Origin of the sequence: Bacteroides sp. BFG-637 (assembly GCF_024793605.1) — a bacterium.
In the GTDB taxonomy this organism is placed as follows: domain Bacteria; phylum Bacteroidota; class Bacteroidia; order Bacteroidales; family Bacteroidaceae; genus Bacteroides; species Bacteroides vicugnae.
Window position 1 is genome coordinate 3,616,259 of record NZ_JANUPD010000002.1, and the last position, 20,676, is coordinate 3,636,934.

The window sequence follows — 20,676 nt, forward strand, 5'->3', positions numbered from 1 at the left end:
TTTGCGCCCAATTTTGGAACATAGACGTATGGCAACTTCTAAAGAAATGACGGCAGGGCCGGCATTACCTCTCATTTTAAAGTTCACATTGCCGCTTTTACTCGGCAATCTCTTACAACAAACGTATTCGCTTGTTGATGCTGCAATTGTAGGAAAGTTTTTGGGAATTAACGCGTTAGCTTCTGTGGGAGCCAGTACATCGGTTGTTTTCCTGATTCTCGGATTCTGTAATGGATGTTGCGGAGGTTTCGGGATTCCCGTTGCGCAGAAGTTTGGTGCACGAGATTACAGTACGATGCGCAGTTACGTTTCCGTCAGTTTGAAGCTGGCAGCAGGGATGTCTGTGGTCATTGCTCTTGTTACCAGTCTCTTTTGTGCGGACATACTCCGAATTATGCGCACACCGGAGAATATTTTCGAAGGAGCTTATGCTTATTTGCTTGTAACGTTTATCGGTGTTCCTTTCACTTTCTTCCTATAATCTTCTTTCAAGCATCATCCGTGCGTTGGGAGACAGTAAGACGCCTTTCTGGTTTTTGCTGTTTGCTGCTGTTCTGAATATCATTCTTGACTTGTTCTGTATTCTGGTACTCGGCTGGGGAGTGGCGGGAGCTGCCATTGCTACTGTCTTTTCGCAGGGGCTGTCGGCTGTCCTTTGTTATATTTATATGTACCGGAAGTTTGAAATATTGCAGGGTAGTCCGAAAGAACGCCGGTTTCAGGCGAAACTGGCAAAGACATTGCTTTACATCGGTGTGCCTATGGGATTACAGTTCTCTATCACGGCTATCGGCAGTATCATGCTTCAGAGTGCGAATAATGCGTTGGGAACGGCGTGTGTGGCTGCTTTTACATCTGCCATGCGAATCAAAATGTTCTTTATCTGTACGTTCGAAAGTCTGGGAATTGCGATGGCTACATATAGCGGACAGAATTATGGGGCGGGGAAACCGGAACGTATCTGGTTGGGAATCAAGGCGAGTGCTTTGATGATGATCGTTTATGCGGCATTTACGTTCGTTCTTCTGATGGTGGGAGCCAGATATTTCGCGTTGATCTTTGTAGATCCGTCAGAAACGGAAATTCTGTTGGATACCGAGCTATTCCTGCATATCTCCTGTATGTTCTTCCCGATGCTTGGATTGTTGTGCATCCTGCGCTACACGATTCAGGGAGTGGGATATACCAATCTTGCCATGTTTTCGGGAGTGGCGGAGATGATTGCGCGTATTCTTGTCAGCATTTACGCTGTGCCTGCATTCGGCTTTGTTGCTGTCTGCTACGGTGATCCGATGGCTTGGATAGCAGCAGACTTGTTCCTCGTGCCGGCATTTATCTACGTTTATCGCAGGTTGAAAAAGCAGGTGTTCACAAGCACGGTTGCAGCTTAGAAGTCGGCCTCTTTCTGTATGCATAGAATCTTTCCGCTGATGGGATGACGGAATTCTATATATTCGGCGTGGAGGTATAACCTGTCCGCTTTCTTTCCATAAAGTTCATCCCCAAGAATGGGGCAACCCAATCCCTCCGGATGGGCGGCGTGTACCCGTAATTGGTGTGTTCGTCCGGTCAACGGATAGAAAGTAATCCGGGTATATTTTTCGGATTCACTGATGATCCGGTATTCTGTAATCGCTTCTTTCCCATGTTCTCTACTGACGATTTGCCGGGGGCGGTCGAGGGGATTCAAACAGAGAGGAAGGTTGATTCTTCCTGCTCTTCCAAATGGTAGTGTTGTCTTTTCCGTTGATACTGTCTTCTCTGTTCTTGCTGTTACCCCATTCAATACAGCGGTATAGCGTTTCTTGATACTTCTGTCAGCAAATTGTGCTTGTAAATGTTGATGTACCTCTTTCGTTTTCGCTACGAGCAATAATCCGGAAGTTGCCATATCGAGGCGATGTACAATCATAGGTCCGGTGGCATCGGGATACTTCTTTTTCAGGCGATGATAGACTGAATCTCTGTCCTCCGCCTTTCCCGGAACGGATAACATTCCTGCCGGTTTATTGACTACTACTAGCCATTCATCTTCATATACGATTTCCAGTTCTTCATCCTCATGGATGGAGTTTAGCAGCGGATTCTCGTCTACTTCCAGTCCTTGCAACATGTGCAGCAAAATAGGTTCACACTTTCCTTTGCAGGAAGGATAATAATATCCGTGATGCCGGATTTCGTTTTTAGGAGAGTCTCCCCACCAAAATTCGGCCATAGCCAATGGCTTTAATTGATGAAGATACGCATATTGCAACAATTTAGGCAAAGCACATTCACCCGCACCGGCAGGAGGAACTTTCTGAACTGTCTGTTCGAAGATAGTGTATAGGTCTTTCACTTCTCCTCTGGCATTCAGCATCCGGAACTGCTCGAACAACTTTCTTTGCAAGGCTGCCGAACGTTCCTTCCGTTCGGTTTTCAGTTGTTCTATTTCAGTCTCGAAGTGTCTTGTTTCCGTTTCGAGTTCTTCTAATCGTTTCTTCCATTCTTTTTCCAGTCGTTTGTATTCCGCTTTCTGGTGTTGGCTTTCCCGGATCAGGGAGGCTTGTTCCTCTTCGGAAAGGGCGGGGGATGATTGGCGGCGAATCTCTCTCGCCTCCTTTGCTGCTTTGAGTGCTGCTTTAGCCTGATTCAACATAGCTTTAGCCTGTTCCGTTTCCGTCTTCCACTTTTCTTTTGAATCGAGATAAGAACGACTGTTTTCTAATTCACGAATACGGATATTGATGGAAGATATTTGTTCTTCTTCCATTTTGAAGAATCCTTCCGGTTGCAATAAGTCGTAGACAGGAGGGACAAAATAAGGATGCAGATTCTTCCCTGCCAGATTGCCGGAGAAAGCAGCGAGATAACCAATTTCATTGACCGCTTCTTTTTTTGTAGTCTCTTGTTTATTCTCTTTTTGTACAATCAACACCCCGAACATTTTTCCGAAAGCTAGCTCTTCTTGCCATTCTTCTCGGCTCGCGATATATTCTTTCACTTCTTCCGCTGCCAACACGCACAATGGATGAGGCGTATAGTGGAAAGGATAAGTGAATTTATCCGGTAACTCAAGGTGAGAAATGGGTTGCTTGAAAAAATGTATCATCGGTTTATATATATGAATGAATGTGATTACCTTTGCAAAAGTAAAGTAAATCCGTGAATTATCGAATGAAGTAACATGAATAGAATGGGAGAGAAACCTAAATTTGCCTTTCTTGGCAACAGTCACATGGCATTTTGGGCATTGGATGTCTACTTTCCTTCATGGGAATGTCTGAACTATGGTGCTCCCGGTGAAGGACTGGTTTATGTGGAGTCTTTTACCGTAGACACTTCCGATTGCCAAGTCGTCATTCAATTCGGAACCAATGATATTTATCAGTTGAATGATGAAAATATGGACGATTATGTGGAACGTTATGTAAAAGCGGTTCTTGCCATCCCTTCACTGAAAACATATCTTTTCTGTATTTTTCCACGTAATGATTACGATGATTACAGTACGGCTGTGAATCAATTCATTCGTGTCCTTAACCAGAAGATATACGAGAAATTGCAGGGGACGGACATTGTCTATCTCGATGTTTTCGACCGTTTGTTGCTGGATGGCAGGCTGAATCCGGAGTTGACTCTCGACGATTTACATTTGAATGGCAAGGGTTACAGTATTTTGTCAGAAGCACTGAAACGGGCTTCCGGTTTGTAAAACATACCTAAATACTTCATTCCTTGCTTTTATTTATAAATTTGGTGGCATATCAGTTTATTTTTCCTATTTTTGTCCCCAATTTAATAGTAAATAACCCCCATAAAAACGATAAGACTTATGGAAAAAGTAATTATCAATTCGTATGAAGAATTTGAAAAACTAGTAGGCCAACAGATAGGTGTTTCCGATTATGTGGAACTCTCGCAGGAACGTATTAATCTTTTTGCTGATGCAACGCTGGATCATCAATGGATTCATGTAGATACGGAACGTGCGAAAGTAGACAGCCCTTATCATAGCACGATTGCTCATGGCTACCTGACATTGTCTATGCTTCCTTATCTGTGGAATCAGATTATACAGGTAAATAACCTGAAGATGATGATTAACTACGGTATGGATAAGATGAAATTCGGTCAGGCTGTCTTGTCAGGACAGAGCGTGCGTCTGGTGACTACTTTGCACTCACTGACCAATCTGCGTGGTGTGGCAAAAGCAGAAATTAAGTTTGCTATCGAAATAAAAGACCAACCGAAGAAGGCGCTGGAAGGAATTGCTGTATTCCTTTATTATTTCAATTAATGGCAAGCTGTTAAAGAAACAGATTTTATCCCCGGAAATGATCGAAATACGTCTCAAGAGTTAGATACAAAAACTTTTTGGGTGTGCTTCAGACGGATCGTTTCCGGGGATAATTTTATCCTTTTACTCCCATAAATCTGAACGGCTGTGCCGGTTGAAACTCTTTCGTTGCATTTCCATGATAAGTTTCACCGTTGGCGATAGACAATTTGAGTACCGGAGCTCCTTCCGACAAGTCTGTTTCCCGCAGATTTACCCAGAATGTATTAGGTGTCAGACTTGATTCGAAGAAGTAGAGCAGATTCTTACTATCCGATACCGTTCTCCATTGTGTGGTGGAAATTTCCGGAAATTCGGGAGTGGATATGCCATAAGGAACAGAAGTATTACGGATAACGCTGAATACACTTGCCACGGCTATCCTCACATCATCTGTTGGGGGCAGGGCATTGATATAAAAACTGGCTCTTGCAAAACGGTCGGACGGTCGGTTGGTTCCGGGCAGGAAGCTCAATCCTCCTATTGATTTCCAGTATTCGTTTAGTGCCAGTTGTTTGTTGTAGGTAGGGGAGTTGGTCATCACTTTGTACTCCTTGCTGTGGTAGACAGTCAGCTTTCCGCCCGTATATTCAAATATCGCACAATCACTTGTTGCATCGGAAATTGATAAATGCAAGGTTGCCAGGCGGGAACCATCCGGCATCATGTCCGATACCACTTGGAAAGTATTCTCATCGATGAAAGCGACGGCCTCTTCTACGTTGGCGAAGTTATCCAGCATATATTGTACCCATGCGGTAATGGCAAGTCCCGGTTTAGTTTGATCTCTGACCGGATACTCCGTTTCGGGCAGCCACAGCAGATTGGCAACCAGCCCTTTCTCATTCATTCCGTCCGTACTGGCAATCTCGAAAGCTGAAGTCACCACACTGCCATACTTGGAAGTCCATTTCAGGGAGTTGGCTCCCGTTTCTCCATTTCTTTCCATACCTTTGGGAAATACCCAAAGATTACTGTGCATTTCTGTTTTCCAATCCATAGACCGGCCGGTTGCCACCATTCCATTTTTTCCCGAATAAACGACTCTTGTACACATAATTTTAATTTCTAGTTAAAGGTTTATTATAAGCTGCTTTCACGAGGAATTCAACCGATGCGGATTCCTTTCGCAAAAGCATATTCTCAAAACAATAACGTTCCATTTATGTTTTAGATACATATCAGATATTAATAAAGTATCAAAAAACAGGTATTATGTCATTAAGCAATCTTCTTATCATATTTTCGTCATCGTTTATGGCACTGTTTCCGGTGATAAATCCTTTGGGAAATGGTTTTGTCGTTAATGGATTCTTTACAGACCTCGATCCTCAACAACGGAAAGCAGCTATTCAGAAACTGACACTCAATTTTATAATGATCGGTGTAGGGACATTGGTGATAGGGCATTTGTTTCTGTTGATTTTCGGTCTGGCTATTCCTGTTATTCAGTTGGGAGGTGGAATACTGATTTGCAAGACGGCAATGGAGCTGTTGGGGGATTCGGGTTCGTCTGATAAAGAAGAAGCCAGCAAGAATGTAGACGGTTTCAGATGGAAAAACATCGAGCAGAAGATATTTTATCCCATCACGTTTCCTATCAGTATCGGGCCGGGCAGTATATCGGTTATCTTTACTTTGATGGCGTCTGCAAGTGTTAAAGGCAAGTTGCTGCAAACCGGAATTAATTATTTGGTCATTGCACTTGTTATTATTTGTATGGCAGCCATCTTTTACGTTTTCCTTTCACAGGGACAGAGGTTTATTCAGAGGTTGGGACCGGTGGGAAATCAAATCATTAATAAGCTTGTTGCTTTTTTCACTTTCTGCATCGGTATTCAGATTTCGGTGACGGGTATATCCCAGATCTTCCATCTGGATATACTCTGATCAAACGATGAAAAAAAGGCGATGAAAACAATCAGCTTTTCTTTGCTTGTATGGCTTTCAGCGTGTTTCTTCGCACAGCACGGATAGCGGGAACCAATAAGTCGGGTTCCATGATTTCCAACATGGTGCGTAGTTCCTGTTGCAGTTCCGGTATGGAGCGTGTCAGTTGATAAGCCAGTTTCATACAGAGCGACTGTACGCCCGGTGGTTCCTCACGGGAGATCATACGTTCCATGCAGAAATCGAGGAAATCCACTCGTGGCGGGTCGGCGGCAGGTTGCTGGCATATCAGGTTCAGAATCATTCTCCGTTTTCCAGAGTGTGGGCAGGTCATGGCAGCGTCAATCAATACGTCTTGTTTCCCGCTTAACCATTCTACATCTGCCTTTGAGAAATGAGTACATACCCACAATGCCTGATAGGAGACGATAGCATCTTCGTCGAATATCAGTTGGTAGATTTCTTCTCTAAGCCGTTCATCATCCTGTATAAAGTGGAGTACCTCTCTGATGTCTTCAATGTGTACTCGTTCGGATAATCTTGCACGTAGGTTCATGTAACTTTCGTGTTTTGGGGAATTAATCTCTATTATCGGAATCAGCTTCCGGCAGTTGTAAATGAAGAATGGGGAAAGGTTTGCCCATGCTGTCCGTTTCATCTCTGCCGATGACTTGGAATCCTAAATGGAGATAGAATTGGAGTGCCTTTTCATTCTGCTCGTTTACATCTACTTTATCCATATATTTTTTATCTTTTGCGTATTCTATTAATCGTTTGCCATATCCTTTTCCTTGTTCGTCGGGGTGTACGAACAACATTTCGATCAGTTCATCGCTCAGTCCCATAAAGGCGGCAATCTTTCCGCTGACATTCCGGATCACGAAAAGTTCAACGGCAGGTAAATAATGATCCCGCACCAGTGGTTTATAAAACTGGATATGTTCTTCCGTCAGGAAATCATGTGTGTGGCGAACGGACATTTCCCATACATCGAGGATTTCATCATAATCTTCCGGGGTAGGTTGGGAGATGCCGGGCAGATAGTAACACTGGTGGTCGTAGATGTTTCCGTTGTAAGTCAGTTCTGCCTGATGAAGTGTACCTTCGTAGATGAAACCGTTCTTTTTCAGTACTTTCTGCGAACGTTTATTGTGCGGGTAACAAGTAGCTGTGATGAGGCTAAGCCGCAATTCTTCAAAGCCATAGTTGAGGACGGCTTGCACTGCTTCGGTCATATATCCTTTGCCCCAATAAGTCTCGCCGAGCCAGTAACCCAACATTCTCACTTGTGGATTTTCCCGTTTGGGGTCGGGAATAATACCAACGGAACCGATCAGTTGTTTCGTGTCTTTTAGCATCACCGCCCATATACCCTCCTGATTGATAAATGTGGAATGAAGGATCTGGCGGGATTCATCCAATGTACGGTGAGGCGGCCATCCGGCGTTGTTCCCCAGATTCGGGTTCTGGCAACAAGCGAAAAACGCTTCTGCATCTCTCTCTTCGAAGGGGCGGAGAAATAAACGTTCTGTATGGAGCGTTACGGGGGGAATACTTTCAATTTCAGTTTTCGGCTCAATTTCAGTCTCCTCTCCAGCTTTAGTTTCCGGTTCGATTGCTGTTTTCCGGTATACACATTCGATCCGGTTTCCATCAGGATCGAGGACTACACTTTCAAAGTATCCGTCTCCCGAAGTACGCGGTTCGCCGGCGATAGTATATCCTTCCGAACGCATTTGTTCGGTGAAGCGTAATACTTCTTCCCGGCTGGGGAAGGTGAAAGCGAAATGTGTCAGTCCAACCCTGTTTTCTTCAATGGGAGTGTTCTGTACATCTGTACGACTCATCAGTTCCAAGTCTGTTCCCTCTCCAAAGGAGATAAAATAGGACTCGAATCCTTTCTTGGGATTGATATATTTTTCGTTGCTTTTTCCTCCGAAGAAGCGGACATAGAACTCTTTTAATTCTTCCAGACGAAAAGTCCAGATAGCGATATGATGTAGTTTCATATAAATGAATTTTCTAATTTCTATTACTTTGTTTCAATCTTCATTCGTACCGAACGTACTTTGTCTCCATTTTAATGCTGCATTACATATTCGTAAACGATACGGGAAATATCTGCGATAATCTTACTGTTCACCTGATTGTTTTCTTCAGAATCCTTCACGAAGACAGCTATGCTGTAACTACGTCCACCGGGCAAAAGAACGAAACCGATGTCATTACAGCCGATTTGTTGTCCTTTCGCATTAAGATCTCCCGTTCCGGTTTTATGGCCTACGGTTACTTTTTTGTCGAGCAATGGAGCGACCAGACGGTCTTGTCCGGTTTGACATTCCACCATTGTTTGAAATATGAAGTCTTTGTACACTTTGGGAAACAATGGCTTCTTACGGAATATCTCCACTAATTCGGCTGCTGCTAACGGAGTAGTCCAGTTTTCATAACATAGGTTCAAGTCTTCGTGCATGGCAGTTTCCGTTCCGATAATGACACATTCCCGGATTCCTAGTGAATGGATATACTTGTTTACGGCATCCGGACCTCCCTGATAATCAAAAAGAATATCGCAGGCATTGTTGTCGCTCTGTTGAAGTGTATATTTTAGCAGGTCGGCAATACTCATTTCAATTCCTCCCTGCGGATATTTATCCCGTAGCGGACTGTAAGTATCCGACTTTAAATCCGATTTTTTAATGGGTAACCGGGTTTCCAGCGATCGCTTCTGTTTTCCCATATAATCTGCCAATGCTAATGCCTGATGAAACTTGAATACGCTCATCAGTGGATAGTGAATATCATTATTGACAGTTATCGTATCTTTCCCATCAATAATGACGGCTATTCCTATTTCGGCTTTTTTCCCTTGATGGCTTCTTTCAACTGTGTCTCCAGTTGAGTTTGTTGGGCAAACAGGAGGGTGGGGACTAAACAAAGAAATAGGATGAATGAACGCATAATCAATTTCTCTTTTAACGGGTTACTAATTCTCTATTGAAATCATATTCTCTATTGAAGTCACAAAGGTATAAATAGTAATTGCCTTTGCAAATTCTTACTTGAAATTTATAGTTGTATAATGAATATGTAGAGTTAGTTTCTCAATTTTTGTAGTAATGAAAATATTGATACAGAAATTAGGTTTACTATTTCATTTATGTTATTTTTGTGATATCTTATTACTGAAATATATACTATGTAAATATTTGGAAGTAGTAAACATCATTAAAAGACAAAACTAATATGAGCACTTTTCGTTCTATAGAAGAACTTGTCAAAAGTCTGGACAGGGAGAAAGAACTTCTGAAAGAAATGTTTGCCAAACGGAAGTCTCTTTCGTTCCGCTACGATTATGCGCTTGAAATGACAGAGTACAAAGAAGAGCGTATCCGTTATCTGATTGACTATGGGGTTATCCGGGATACTGGTGACTTTCTGGAAATGGAAGATATCTATCTGAAATTCTTTGAAGATGTGCTCGAAGTAAATGAAGAAATCAATGTTTCTTTCGTGCAGGATTACCTGACGCGACTGAATGAAAATATTGACTATTATCTGAAAGAGAATAACGAGCAACGTAAATACAACTACCAGCGTGAAGTGAAACGCTGTCTAAAAAACATCGCTCTGACTACAGTCCGCAATGTGATGGACTTGAAAAGGAACATGGATAATACTTATAAGAACGAACCGAATTATAAGATAAAGAAAACCAAACTCGTCCGGCTTGATGAGAAACGGAACAATATTGCTCTGCTGATCCGTAAAAGTGAGGAATTGATAGACTACGGACAGCCTATTTTCTTCCGAGTGGCGATGGACGTACAGATGCGGAATGTAGTAAGTGATGTAAAACTTCAGCTAAATGACTCGTACCATAACCTGATTGAAATCCAGAAACAAATCATCCATTATCTGAATCTGATAGATTATCAGAACCGCATCTTTGAGAAAGTAAAGAAGTTGAAGTACCTGAAAGACCAGTTCTTGTTGGAAGAACATACAAGTATCCGTTCTGTTGCCGCACAAAAAAATCCTGTCTGGATGGAGCCGCAGGTCGGTTATCGCATCAAGCTTTCCATTGATAATCTACGGACTTCCGATGAGGCTTTTCAGATTTTGAAGAAACTTGTCGCGCGGCAGAGAAATTCTCCGAAAGGAATGAAACAACTGGCAGATGCCATTCCAGAAGGATACCTGGATGGGCAGTCGCAAATGATAGATACCGTAAACTTGCAGGAAGTGCATAATTCATTTATGGCGTCCAGCACCCACCTGTTCTCTTTTGTGATGAACTATCGCTACCGGAAAGAGGTGACACGTGGAGAGAAATTAATCTTTTTCTGCCAACTGGCATCACAGTATGCCGACGAACTTCGCTTTACGGATACTTATGAAATCTCCGATGAAGTGAAATACCCTTTAATATATGCCAAATGATGTATGCTGAATGCTAAAAACAGATGACCATGAAATACACTGAAGAAATATTTAATATACTTAGCAAAGGGGGATTCATTTCTTCCAATAGTGTCTCTACCCAAGTGAAACGCTTGTATGATGCCATTGAGGAAGATTTGCCCGATTATTATGATTACTATAAAGGTATCGGTTTCTATTTGGAAGGCGGTGACGGTTATTACTACTTTACTCGCAAGGAATCGAAAGTCGATTTGGAACGTAAACTGGAAGCGATTCAGAAGTGGATTGATTACCTGAGTTTCCTAAAAAACTATCATTCGGCATTCGGCCCGGGCTTTCTGTTCCGTGCTGCTGATATTGAAATTCAGATAGGATGCGATATCGAATTGAAAGAAAAGGCAACCAAACTGTTTTCGGATAAGAAGAAATATGATGAAGTTGTCGGCAAACTGTTGAAAGAACTGGAGAGTATAGGACTGATAGAGAAAGAAAACGAACTCGATGGGACATATAAAGTATTGTCGGCTTTCCATTATATGGAGGACTTGGTTGATTGTATCACAATTTCAGAGGAGGTGCAAGATGAGATACCTGAATAAGATTATTTTTCTGAACAGTGCCCATATTCCATATGCGGAAGTGAAGTTGGATGGGAACGTACATTTTATAGGTACGCAAGGTGTTGGTAAGAGTACACTGCTCCGTGCCATCCTATTCTTTTATAATGCTGACAAACTAAGACTGGGCATTCCGAAAGAGAAGAAAAGCTTCGATGCTTTTTACTTTCCTTATGCCAATTCTTACATTATCTATGAGGTGATGCGGGAGAATGGGGCGTATTGTGTGGTAGCTGCCAAATCCCAGGGACGGGTGTTTTTCCGTTTTATTGATGCGCCATTCCAACAGGACTGGTTCATTGACGAACACAATGTGGTACATTCCGAGTGGGGACGCATCCGCGAACATATCGGTTCGAAGATTCAGATTACTGCACAAGTGACTAGCTATGAAATGTATCGGGACATTATTTTCGGTAATAACCGCAAGCATGAAATGATACCTTACCGCAAGTTTGCCATTGTGGAAAGTGCAAAATATCAGAATATTCCCCGTACGATACAGAACGTCTTTTTAAATTCCAAACTGGATGCTGACTTTATAAAAGATACCATTATCCGTTCGATGAGTGATGAGGATATCTCTGTCGATTTGGACTTCTATCGTAGCCAGATAAAGGAATTCGAGCAGGAATACAGGGACGTGATGCTTTGGTTTAAGAACAAGAATGGAGAAGTGCCTGTCCGGAAGATGGCGGAGAAAGTAATGAACGCCTATCGTGACTTGATTTATACCCAAAAGCAGATTGGTGAAGGGCGTGCGGAGCTTAACTTTGCGGAGAAACAGGCTTTGCATGAGATTCCGTTAGTGAAGGAGGAACAGGCTAAAGCGGAGACGGAACGTGAACGGTTGCTGCGGCTTATGGGTGAACTGCAACAAAAGTACACCAATGAGCGTGATGGCTTGATTAGGGATATAGGTATAATAAGCGATTTGCTCAAAAAGATACGTGAGAAACGTCTGCATTACGAGCAGATGCAGATTGAAGAAATCATCAAACGGGTATCTTGCGAAGAACTACTGATTCAGGAACTTGAACAAGTCCGGAATATGAAATCGGAACTGACAAGGGCTTATGAGGATGTATTGAGTAAGTACCGATTGCTGTTTGAGAAACTGGAAGCTGATTTCCGTACTTTTGAGAATAGCCAGCAAGCACGGATAAATGCTCGGAATGCGGAGATTGCCGGCAAGCAGGAGGAATTGATGCAACAGCTTCGTGTGGAAGAAGAAAAAATAAGGGCAACGCAAGAAGAGAAAGTGCAGACTGTGGATAATCGTATCCGGCAGTTGCGCGATGAACAGGCAAAGTGTAACCTGAAACTTCAAAAGGTGAAATACGAACATCCCCATCAAAAGGAAATGTCCGATTGTGAAGACGGGATTAACGAACTGCGCAAAAAGGACAAGGAGTTGGAGCTTAATATTCGTCAGCAACAAGGAGAAATAAAGCAGTTGAGACAGGAGTGTGAATGGAAAGTGAAAGAATTGAAATGGAAATTTCAGGCAAAGATGGAGATCGTTCGCAAAGAGCGGAGTGCGATTGAAGAACAGTTACAAACATTGGACGCCTTGATTGAGAAACGAAAAGGTTCTTTGTGTGAATGGTTGGAGAAGAACAAACCGGATTGGCAGGAGACGATAGGCAAGGTGGCAGATGAGGAACTGGTGTTGTACAACAATGAACTGCAACCTCAATTAGTGAATAAGGAAGCGACTTTGTTCGGCGTTTCACTCAATCTGGCAGCAATCGAGCGTTCTGTCCGCACTCCCGAGGAAATGAAGCAGGAGCGCGGCAGGCAACAAGCAGCCCGGCAACTCTGTACCGACCGTCTCACCCGACTGGCAGAAGAAGAGGGGGAAGTTGTTTCTTCTTTGGAGAAGAAGTATTCGAAGCAAATACATAGTATTTTGGAAGAACAACATCTGATGGAAGCTGAGCGAATGCAGATTCCAGCAAAATTGAAGAATTTGCAGGCCGATTACGCCTCATGGAAGACGAAGGAAGAGGAATGGAAAAGAGGATGTACCGAAGAATTGCAGGCGCAACTGAATGAAATCGGCCATCGTCTTTATGTGGCGGAAGGAGAGAAGGAGAAGCATTTGGCGGAACGGGAAAAACTGTTGAAAGCCTGCCGGAAAGTGTATAATGACGGCAGGACTGAATTCCGGAAGGAACTGGAGGAGTGTGTTGCCGGCATTCAGCAAGAGATAGAGCGGATGAAACAGCAAATTGTAGAGCGGAAAAAGGAATTGAAGCAGGCGCAGGAGAATGAATTGAATGGGAAGGGTGCTGATACGGTCACTATCCGCAAGTATGATGACAGGCTTGCCGAAATAAATAAAGAATTGGATTATATAGGTAGATCCCGCCCGCAAGTTCTTTATTATGAAAGAGACAAGGAGGAACTGTTTGATAAAGAACCTGCTACGCGAAGTCGGAAGAAAGAACAGGATGCGAAGCTAGTTGCATTGGACGAACGTTTCGCTCTGAAAAAGGAGAAGTTGCAGATTCAGAAAAAAGGGGCGGACGAGCATCTTGAGCGGATTAGCAAAGAATTGCACTTATTGGAGGACGGGTTGAATAAAGTGGATATGTTCCGGAAAGATGAAACTTTTTGTCCGCCTTCTGTGACAGAAATAGGAGAGAAGCCTACCCGGAAAAATTGCGATGTTATTGTGGAAGAGTTGAAGTCGCTCATCGTATCCACTATCAGAAAAACAGAAGAATTCAAGAAAGCGGTGACGCAGTTCAATGGAAACTTCTCGTCAAAAAACACGTTTCATTTCCGTACGGAACTGGTTGGAGAACAGGATTACTACGATTTCGCTTCCAATCTGTGCGAGTTTGTGGATAATGATAAGATTTCCGACTATCAGAAACATATCAGTGAACGGTATACGGATATAATCCGCCGGATTTCGCAGGAAGTGGGAGGACTGACCCGTAATGAAAGCGAGATACACAGAACAATAAAGGATATAAACGACGATTTTGTCAAGCGGAATTTTGCCGGAGTAATAAAGGAAATAGCTCTTCGCCCGCTTCAGAGCAGCGATAAACTGATGCAGCTATTGCTGGAGATTAAACGGTTTAGTGATGAGAACCAATATAATATGGGAAAGGTTGACTTGTTCTCGCAGGATTCCCGTGAAGATGTCAATGCGGTGGTTGTCCAGCATTTGTTGTCGTTTATGAAATTCCTGCTTGACGAGCCGGGACGCAGACGGTTGGCGCTTGCCGATACATTCAAACTGGAGTTCCGCGTGAAAGAGAATGATAACGATACGGGATGGGTGGAGAAGATTGCCAATGTAGGTTCTGACGGCACGGACATTTTGGTAAAAGCAATGGTCAATATCATGCTGATTAATGTGTTCAAAGAAAAGGCGTCACGTAAGTTTGGTGACTTTAAAATCCATTGTATGATGGATGAAATAGGCAAGTTACACCCCAACAATGTGAAAGGTATTTTGGACTTTGCCAATTGCCGGAATATTTTGTTGGTAAACAGTTCTCCCACTACTTACAATGTGGAAGACTATCGTTATACCTATTTATTGAGTAAAGACGGGCGGTCAAATACCCTGGTTGTCCCATTGTTAACCTATAATAAGATAGAAAAATGAGTGGCAGTTTATTTACATTGGCGATGGCGAGGCTGGTTCTGAAAATGCTGGGCGGCGAGCTCATACCTTACACAAAGTTTGATGGACTGATAGCAAATAGATTAATGGATGAGGGAATCATCACTATTGTTCCCCGAGGGAGTAAGCGTAGTTTTCGTATGATTGACCCGGAAGGATGCCGTATCTACATCTCCCAGAATTATACTTCCGGCATGGAGCTGGAAGATTGGATTGAGATGAAGAACTGTCCGGATGAAGTGTCACGTTCGGAGCAAGTGGCGAAGGCGGGGGACTCTAAATTGAGATATACCCGTACGTTCAAAGGTTTTCTCCTCAATTGTTATACGCCTATAGAAGCTACTTTTCATGGCAAACCATGTGTTCTTTCTCCCTTGCAAGGCACTTCCATCTTCATGCAGGATTACGAATATTTCCGTATTCCTGAAGATGTTGTAGTAGTAGGTATAGAGAATGGAGAGAATTTTCAGCATATCCGTGCCCAAAAGTACTTGTTTGAAGGAATGAAAGTTCTTTTCGTGTCCCGTTATCCGCAATCGAAGGATTTGTGTAACTGGCTAAAGATAATTCCCAATCGCTATATTCATTTCGGAGACATAGATTTGGCTGGCATTTCTATCTTTTTAAATGAATTCTATGTCAAATTGGGTAACCGTGCGGAATTTTTCATTCCTGCGGATGTGAAGAAACGCCTCAAGGACGGAAACCGGCAACTTTATGATAATCAGTATTTGCGTTATAGGGCTATGTTGGTTTCTGACGAACGTTTAAGGCCATTGGTGGCAATGATTCATAAATATGGGAAAGCGTATGAACAAGAAGGATATATAAAGTATTAGATTAGTCATATGATTACACTGGATAATTTTGAGAACTTTGTCCCCTATAAGATATTGATGCGCGGGGAAGAGTATTATGATACAGATGTCGTTTCCGAGCTGGAAGAAACCTCACCCGGTGAATGGACTGCAATCGTAGAGGGAACGGATGATTATAATGTAGAAATATCTATGAACGGAAAGGAAGTAGAATCCTGGTACTGTGATTGTCCGTATGATGGAGAAATCTGCAAGCATGTCGTGGCAGCACTTCTGGCAATTCGTGATAATAATAAACGAGTGAGACGTAGTGCATTTTCAAAAATGAGAATAGTTACAAAGGAAGAAGAGGTTGTACAACCCGATGTGGACATCAAACAATTGCTGTCATTCATTAATCCGCAGGAACTTTCTAAATTTATCAGTGAGTATGCCTCAATGAATCCGGAATTTAAAATAGCGCTTTTGAATTATTTTAATAGTTAAGGAATGGTCTCCGGTACTAAAGACTTGTGTACATCAACTTAATTATAAGTTTTTCTGTATCTCTGTTGTTTGGAGATAGCAAAGTTCGTACCTTTGTAAGGTTATCAAATAAGCTTGATTATGAAAAAGTCTATAAAACGTTTACCCAAACGTACACAGGAAGAATTGACAGTCTTGCTGGATTTAGTGTGTAAAAGCATCGGGAATTGTCAGATGGTTATCCTGTTCGGAAGTTATGCAAGGGGAAACTATGTTTTATGGGATAGTAATATAGAATTCGGTGTGCATACTTCCTATCAGAGTGATTATGATATTCTTGTGGTCATAACCGGACCGGCTAAGCAAGTGGAGGAGAAATTACACCGTATTACGAATAAATATCATGACTTGTTTGCGGACCGTCGTCATGCTTTTCCACAATTTGTTGTAGAACATATTAATACAGTAAACCGTAATTTGGAAATCAGCCAGTATTTCTTTACGGATATAGTAAAGGAGGGTATCATGCTTTACGATAGTGGTAAATGTGAATTGGCTAAACCACGTAAGTTGAGCTTTAGGGAGATTCGGGATATTGCGCAAAAAGAATTTGATGAATTATATCCATATGCTTGTGGGCTTTTGGAAGGGGTGAATGAATTTTATTTGCCTAAGAAACAAAATAAAATTTCAGCATTTCTGCTTCCATCAGACATGTGAGAAGCTTTATAATTGTATCCTGATGGTCTTTACGAACTATCGCCCGAAGAGTCATAAAATCAAAGAACTTGGTGGGATGGTAAAGCGTTTTTCTATGGAATTAACCACAGTCTTTCCTCAAAATACGGATGAAGAGAAAGAATGTTTTGATTTATTATGCCGTTCTTACATTGAAGCTCGTTATAACAAAGATTTCAGTATCTCGCAAGAACAACTGGAATATCTTATTGCCCGCATAGATATTCTGAAAGATATTACTGAACGCTTATGTAAAGAGAAGATTGTGGAATATGATACGATGACGGAATAATTGTCCCCTGTGAAATTACACAGCCCCCCTATGAAATGAAAAACAAAATATATCTGTCATCTGTCACAGATTATAATCTAACTTGCAGAGTATAAGTACTTAATGCTGTGACAGCACATGGTGACAGCAGTGTGATAGTAATAATGCTGTCACCCCCAAAAAAAAAAAAAAAATCAAAGATACTGTTTGGAAATTGATAGTATCAGTCATAGAAAGATAAGTCGTTCAATTTATTATCCCCGTACTTATGAGTTGTGCCCTGCCTTTAAACTAACAGTTTCAAGGCGTGAAACTGTTGGTTCTGCGGTTTGAAACTTTAGTTTCATAGGCTTGAAACTCTAGTTCCAATTACTTGAAACCATTGGTTTCTTACCGATGAAACTAGAGTTTCTCCTAGCTGAAACTTTAGTTTCAAGTAGAGAAAACTAACTTGAACCGTAATTGGGTGATAACGATCCCGTTTCTTTCGGCTAAATAGGCACTTGATATATCAATAATTTTCTATATTAAAATCTTGTTTTTCTTGTCGGTCCCGAATAATATGAGTAATTTAGCAGTCTCAACGATCACAAAGGCGCTGACAAAACAATTTATTATCAAATTAATGAAAATTACTCAATTTCGTAAGAACGAAGATACGATAGCGCTTAGCGTAATGGATCTTGATATACTGGTAAATAAGATAAAGACAGAAATAAAATCCCGTCCTGTTTCTACATTCAGAGAGCATTTGCGATATACCCTTCCCGATGAACGGTGTATGTTTGCCAATAAACTTCCCCAAATAATTCCTGCTGCCGAATTCCGAAGAGTAAACGGTCAGAAACAGATGAAAAACTACAACGGTATTGTAGAACTGACCATCGGTCCCTTATCCAATAAGTCGGAAATCGCTTTAGTGAAACAAAAAGCCTGCGAGCAACCGCAAACCCGTTGTGTTTTTATGGGTTCAAGTGGCAAAACAGTGAAAATATGGACTACCTTTACCCGACCGGACAACTCGCTTCCCAATACACGGGAAGAAGCGGAATTATTCCACGCCCATGCTTATCGATTGGCTGTGAAATGTTATCAGCCCCAGATTCCATTCGATATACTTCCCAAAGAACCGACTTTGGAACAATATTCACGCTTATCCCACGATCCGGACATCATATATCGTCCGGATTCAGTCCAATTTTATCTCTCTCAACCATCATTAATGCCCGAAGAAACCACTTTCCGTGAAGCGGTTCAGGCGGAGAAATCTCCATTGACCCGTGCCGTACCGGGATATGATGCGGAAAATGCATTTCTGATGCTTTTCGAAGCCGCTTTTCGGAAAGCTTATGCCGATCTTAGGGAAGCGGGGCTCGAATTGTGCGAAGACACATGGCATCCTTTAGTTGTCCAACTGGCTAAAAACTGTTTTGCTTCGGGACTTCCGCAAGAAGAAGTTGTGAAACGTACCATTTTCCACTTCTATATGTATAAACAGGAAGAGCTTATCCGGCAAATGATTGGCAATATATATACCGAGTGCAAAGGCTTTGGTAAGAATATCAGCCTGACTAAAGAGCAGCAACTCGCCTTGCAGACAGAAGAATTCATGAAACGTCGCTATGAATTTCGCCATAACACTCAAATTGGCGAGGTAGAATATCGTGAAAGACTTTCTTTTCGTTTCCGCTTCAATCCTCTTGACAAACGTGCGTTGAACAGCATTGCCTTAGATGCGCAAATGGAAGGCATCCCATTGTGGGACAGGGACATCAGTCGTTATATCTACTCCAACCGTGTGCCTGTATTCAACCCGTTGGAAGATTTTCTCTACCGGCTTCCGGTATGGGATGGCAAAGATCGTATCCGTGCATTGGCAGCCACCGTCCCTTGTAAGAATCCGTATTGGATGGATTTGTTCCACCGTTGGTTTCTCAATATGGTTTCTCATTGGAAAGGGAGCAATAAAAAGTATGCAAACAGTGTTTCTCCCTTACTTGTCGGGCCGCAAGGAACACGTAAATCTACTTTTGCCGGAGCATAATGCCCCCTTCCGAACGTTCCTACTACACCGACAGTATTGATTTCTCCCGAAAGAAAGATGCCGAGCTTTACCTCAATCGCTTTGCACTCATTAATATTGATGAATTCGATCAGGTAAGTTCGACACAACAAGGTTTCCTGAAACATATTCTGCAAAAACCTGTACTGAATGTGAAGAAACCTCATGGCAGTGCCGTGCTCGAAATGCGCCGTTATGCCTCATTCATAGCCACAAGCAACCAGAAAGACCTGTTGACCGACCCTTCCGGCAGTCGTCGTTTTATTTGCATCGAAGTGACCGGAGTCATTGACACCAACCGTCCGATAGACTATGAGCAGCTTTACGCACAAGCCATGTACGAACTGGAACATGGCGAACGTTACTGGTTCGACCAGGAGGAAGAAAAGATTATGGTGGAAAACAACCGTGAATTTGAACTAGTTCCGCCGGAAGAACAACTTTTCTTCCGTTATTTCCGTGCTGCACAGTCTGAGGAAGGGGAGTGGCTATCTCCTGCCGAGATTATGGAGGATATTCAAAAAGGCAGTTCAATTCCGATGTCTGTCAAGAGGGTTAATTCCTTCGGGAGAATACTGAAAAAGCAAGAAATCCCTTCCAAACATACGCGTAGCGGTACACTCTATCATGTTGTAAGACTAGTAAATCGGTGACGGCAAAAATGCCATCACCCTGCCGTCACCTTTTGCTGTCACAGGCTTATCGGTTAATTACTAAACTATTAACCCCTAATCTGTGACAGATGACAGCAACTTACCAAATATATTCTTCTGTGTAGCGTTGGTAAGTTGGTTCTTCTTTTATTCCTTTATTACGGAACAGTTGTTTTATATAGGCTTGGTCTTTAGGCATAATCCCCCGTTCTCCGCGATAGAATCTATAATATCCTGTTTTCCCATAGTGTCCTACTAGTTGTATTCTGATACTGACTGCATCCTCATAAGGAATTCTGTTAAGCAACTGTTTAAGTCCCCATGCCACATGGACTTTTACAGTAGTTTTAAAACATTCGCACTGATTCCCATCTGCAGGATAACGTGCCGGATTAATGATGGAGATATAAAGGTTGTCAGTTGTATCAAGTTGTGTAACTATGTGGCGCAGGCATTTTGAGGCTTGTGGACATTGATCGTTGAAGCAACGGGCAAAATTGTAAGGGACAGACAGGCTGTCGGGTTCTTCTTTCATCTTGTTGGACTTATTATATTTGTGAAATACTGTTGTAGATATAGCAAACAGAATTCTTCACAAAAGTAGGACTTTATTTTGGGAATGGGAAGCGTTGGGATAATATTATTTGTGGAAATAGAGTATATAGTTTTAGTGAGTAAGGTTGGTTAATTGTTATACTAAAGTACGAGTAGGGAAGCTGTTAAAACAAGACTGTTATAAAGAAGAAGAGTAGGTATTTATATTAATAAAA

12 protein-coding genes and 5 pseudogenes are annotated in these 20,676 nt (G+C 42.2%); 11 read left to right on the plus strand and 6 right to left on the minus strand.

Annotated features, from left to right (window positions below; genetic code table 11):
* Positions 1–28 precede the first annotated feature (28 nt).
* Positions 29–1,391, plus strand: a pseudogene (locus NXX38_RS13905) (MATE family efflux transporter).
* Here NXX38_RS13905 and NXX38_RS13910 read toward each other — a convergent pair.
* Positions 1,388–3,091, minus strand: coding sequence for an RluA family pseudouridine synthase (locus tag NXX38_RS13910; protein WP_258979810.1), 1,704 nt, complete (start codon positions 3,089–3,091; stop codon positions 1,388–1,390). The pseudogene NXX38_RS13905 and the gene NXX38_RS13910 overlap by 4 nt on opposite strands.
* A gap of 75 nt (positions 3,092–3,166) precedes the next feature.
* Between NXX38_RS13910 and NXX38_RS13915 the strand changes: the two genes are divergently transcribed.
* Both NXX38_RS13915 and NXX38_RS13920 read left to right on the plus strand, forming a co-directional pair.
* Positions 3,167–3,694: a GDSL-type esterase/lipase family protein gene (locus NXX38_RS13915; protein ID WP_234131954.1), complete on the plus strand. Its 528-nt coding sequence runs from the start codon at positions 3,167–3,169 to the stop codon at positions 3,692–3,694.
* Positions 3,695–3,814: 120 nt separating this feature from the next.
* Complete coding sequence (locus NXX38_RS13920) at positions 3,815–4,279, plus strand: MaoC family dehydratase (protein WP_004301986.1); 465 nt, start codon at positions 3,815–3,817, stop codon at positions 4,277–4,279.
* A gap of 115 nt (positions 4,280–4,394) precedes the next feature.
* Here the strand turns inward: NXX38_RS13920 and NXX38_RS13925 are convergent, their stop codons facing one another.
* Positions 4,395–5,375: a linear amide C-N hydrolase gene (locus NXX38_RS13925; RefSeq protein ID WP_004304821.1), complete on the minus strand. Its 981-nt coding sequence runs from the start codon at positions 5,373–5,375 to the stop codon at positions 4,395–4,397.
* A gap of 158 nt (positions 5,376–5,533) precedes the next feature.
* On the opposite strand from NXX38_RS13925, the gene NXX38_RS13930 reads away from it, so the two are divergent.
* On the plus strand, positions 5,534–6,208 hold the full coding sequence (locus NXX38_RS13930; RefSeq protein ID WP_148364485.1) for a MarC family protein: 675 nt from the start codon (positions 5,534–5,536) through the stop codon (positions 6,206–6,208).
* A 31-nt stretch (positions 6,209–6,239) separates the two neighbouring features.
* Here the strand turns inward: NXX38_RS13930 and NXX38_RS13935 are convergent, their stop codons facing one another.
* From NXX38_RS13935 to bla, 3 genes and pseudogenes are all read right to left on the minus strand, one after another.
* Entirely contained in the window at positions 6,240–6,764 is a 525-nt protein-coding gene (locus NXX38_RS13935; RefSeq protein ID WP_148364486.1) for a hypothetical protein, read from the minus strand.
* 22 nt (positions 6,765–6,786) lie between these two features.
* A complete protein-coding gene (locus NXX38_RS13940) occupies positions 6,787–8,217 on the minus strand; it encodes a GNAT family N-acetyltransferase (protein ID WP_195649205.1) in 1,431 nt (476 codons plus the stop codon).
* A 71-nt stretch (positions 8,218–8,288) separates the two neighbouring features.
* Positions 8,289–9,169, minus strand: a pseudogene (gene bla, locus NXX38_RS13945) (class A beta-lactamase, subclass A2).
* A gap of 285 nt (positions 9,170–9,454) precedes the next feature.
* Here bla and NXX38_RS13950 point away from each other — a divergent pair.
* The 7 genes and pseudogenes from NXX38_RS13950 (at position 9,455) to NXX38_RS13980 (ending at position 19,906) form a co-directional block, all read left to right on the plus strand.
* Positions 9,455–10,651: a hypothetical protein gene (locus NXX38_RS13950; RefSeq protein WP_258979813.1), complete on the plus strand. Its 1,197-nt coding sequence runs from the start codon at positions 9,455–9,457 to the stop codon at positions 10,649–10,651.
* Between the two features lie 29 nt (positions 10,652–10,680).
* On the plus strand, positions 10,681–11,232 hold the full coding sequence (locus tag NXX38_RS13955) for a condensin complex protein MksE (protein ID WP_258979814.1): 552 nt from the start codon (positions 10,681–10,683) through the stop codon (positions 11,230–11,232).
* Positions 11,216–14,881, plus strand: coding sequence for an ATP-binding protein (locus NXX38_RS13960; RefSeq protein ID WP_258979815.1), 3,666 nt, complete (start codon positions 11,216–11,218; stop codon positions 14,879–14,881). Before NXX38_RS13955 ends, NXX38_RS13960 begins: the two co-directional genes overlap by 17 nt.
* The gene (locus tag NXX38_RS13965; RefSeq protein WP_258979816.1) at positions 14,878–15,738 is read left to right on the plus strand and encodes a hypothetical protein; all 861 of its coding nucleotides are present in this window, start codon (positions 14,878–14,880) and stop codon (positions 15,736–15,738) included. The genes NXX38_RS13960 and NXX38_RS13965 overlap by 4 nt, the downstream gene beginning before the upstream one ends.
* 9 nt (positions 15,739–15,747) lie before the next feature.
* Positions 15,748–16,194, plus strand: a pseudogene (locus NXX38_RS13970) (SWIM zinc finger domain-containing protein); the annotation flags it as partial.
* 129 nt (positions 16,195–16,323) lie between these two features.
* A pseudogene (locus tag NXX38_RS13975) lies at positions 16,324–17,212 on the plus strand (HEPN domain-containing protein).
* 604 nt (positions 17,213–17,816) lie between these two features.
* Positions 17,817–19,906, plus strand: a pseudogene (locus NXX38_RS13980) (BT4734/BF3469 family protein).
* A 100-nt stretch (positions 19,907–20,006) separates the two neighbouring features.
* Here NXX38_RS13980 and NXX38_RS13985 read toward each other — a convergent pair.
* Positions 20,007–20,441, minus strand: a complete 435-nt coding sequence (locus tag NXX38_RS13985; protein ID WP_258979817.1) for a DUF6078 family protein — start codon at positions 20,439–20,441, stop codon at positions 20,007–20,009.
* Positions 20,442–20,676: the final 235 nt, after the last annotated feature.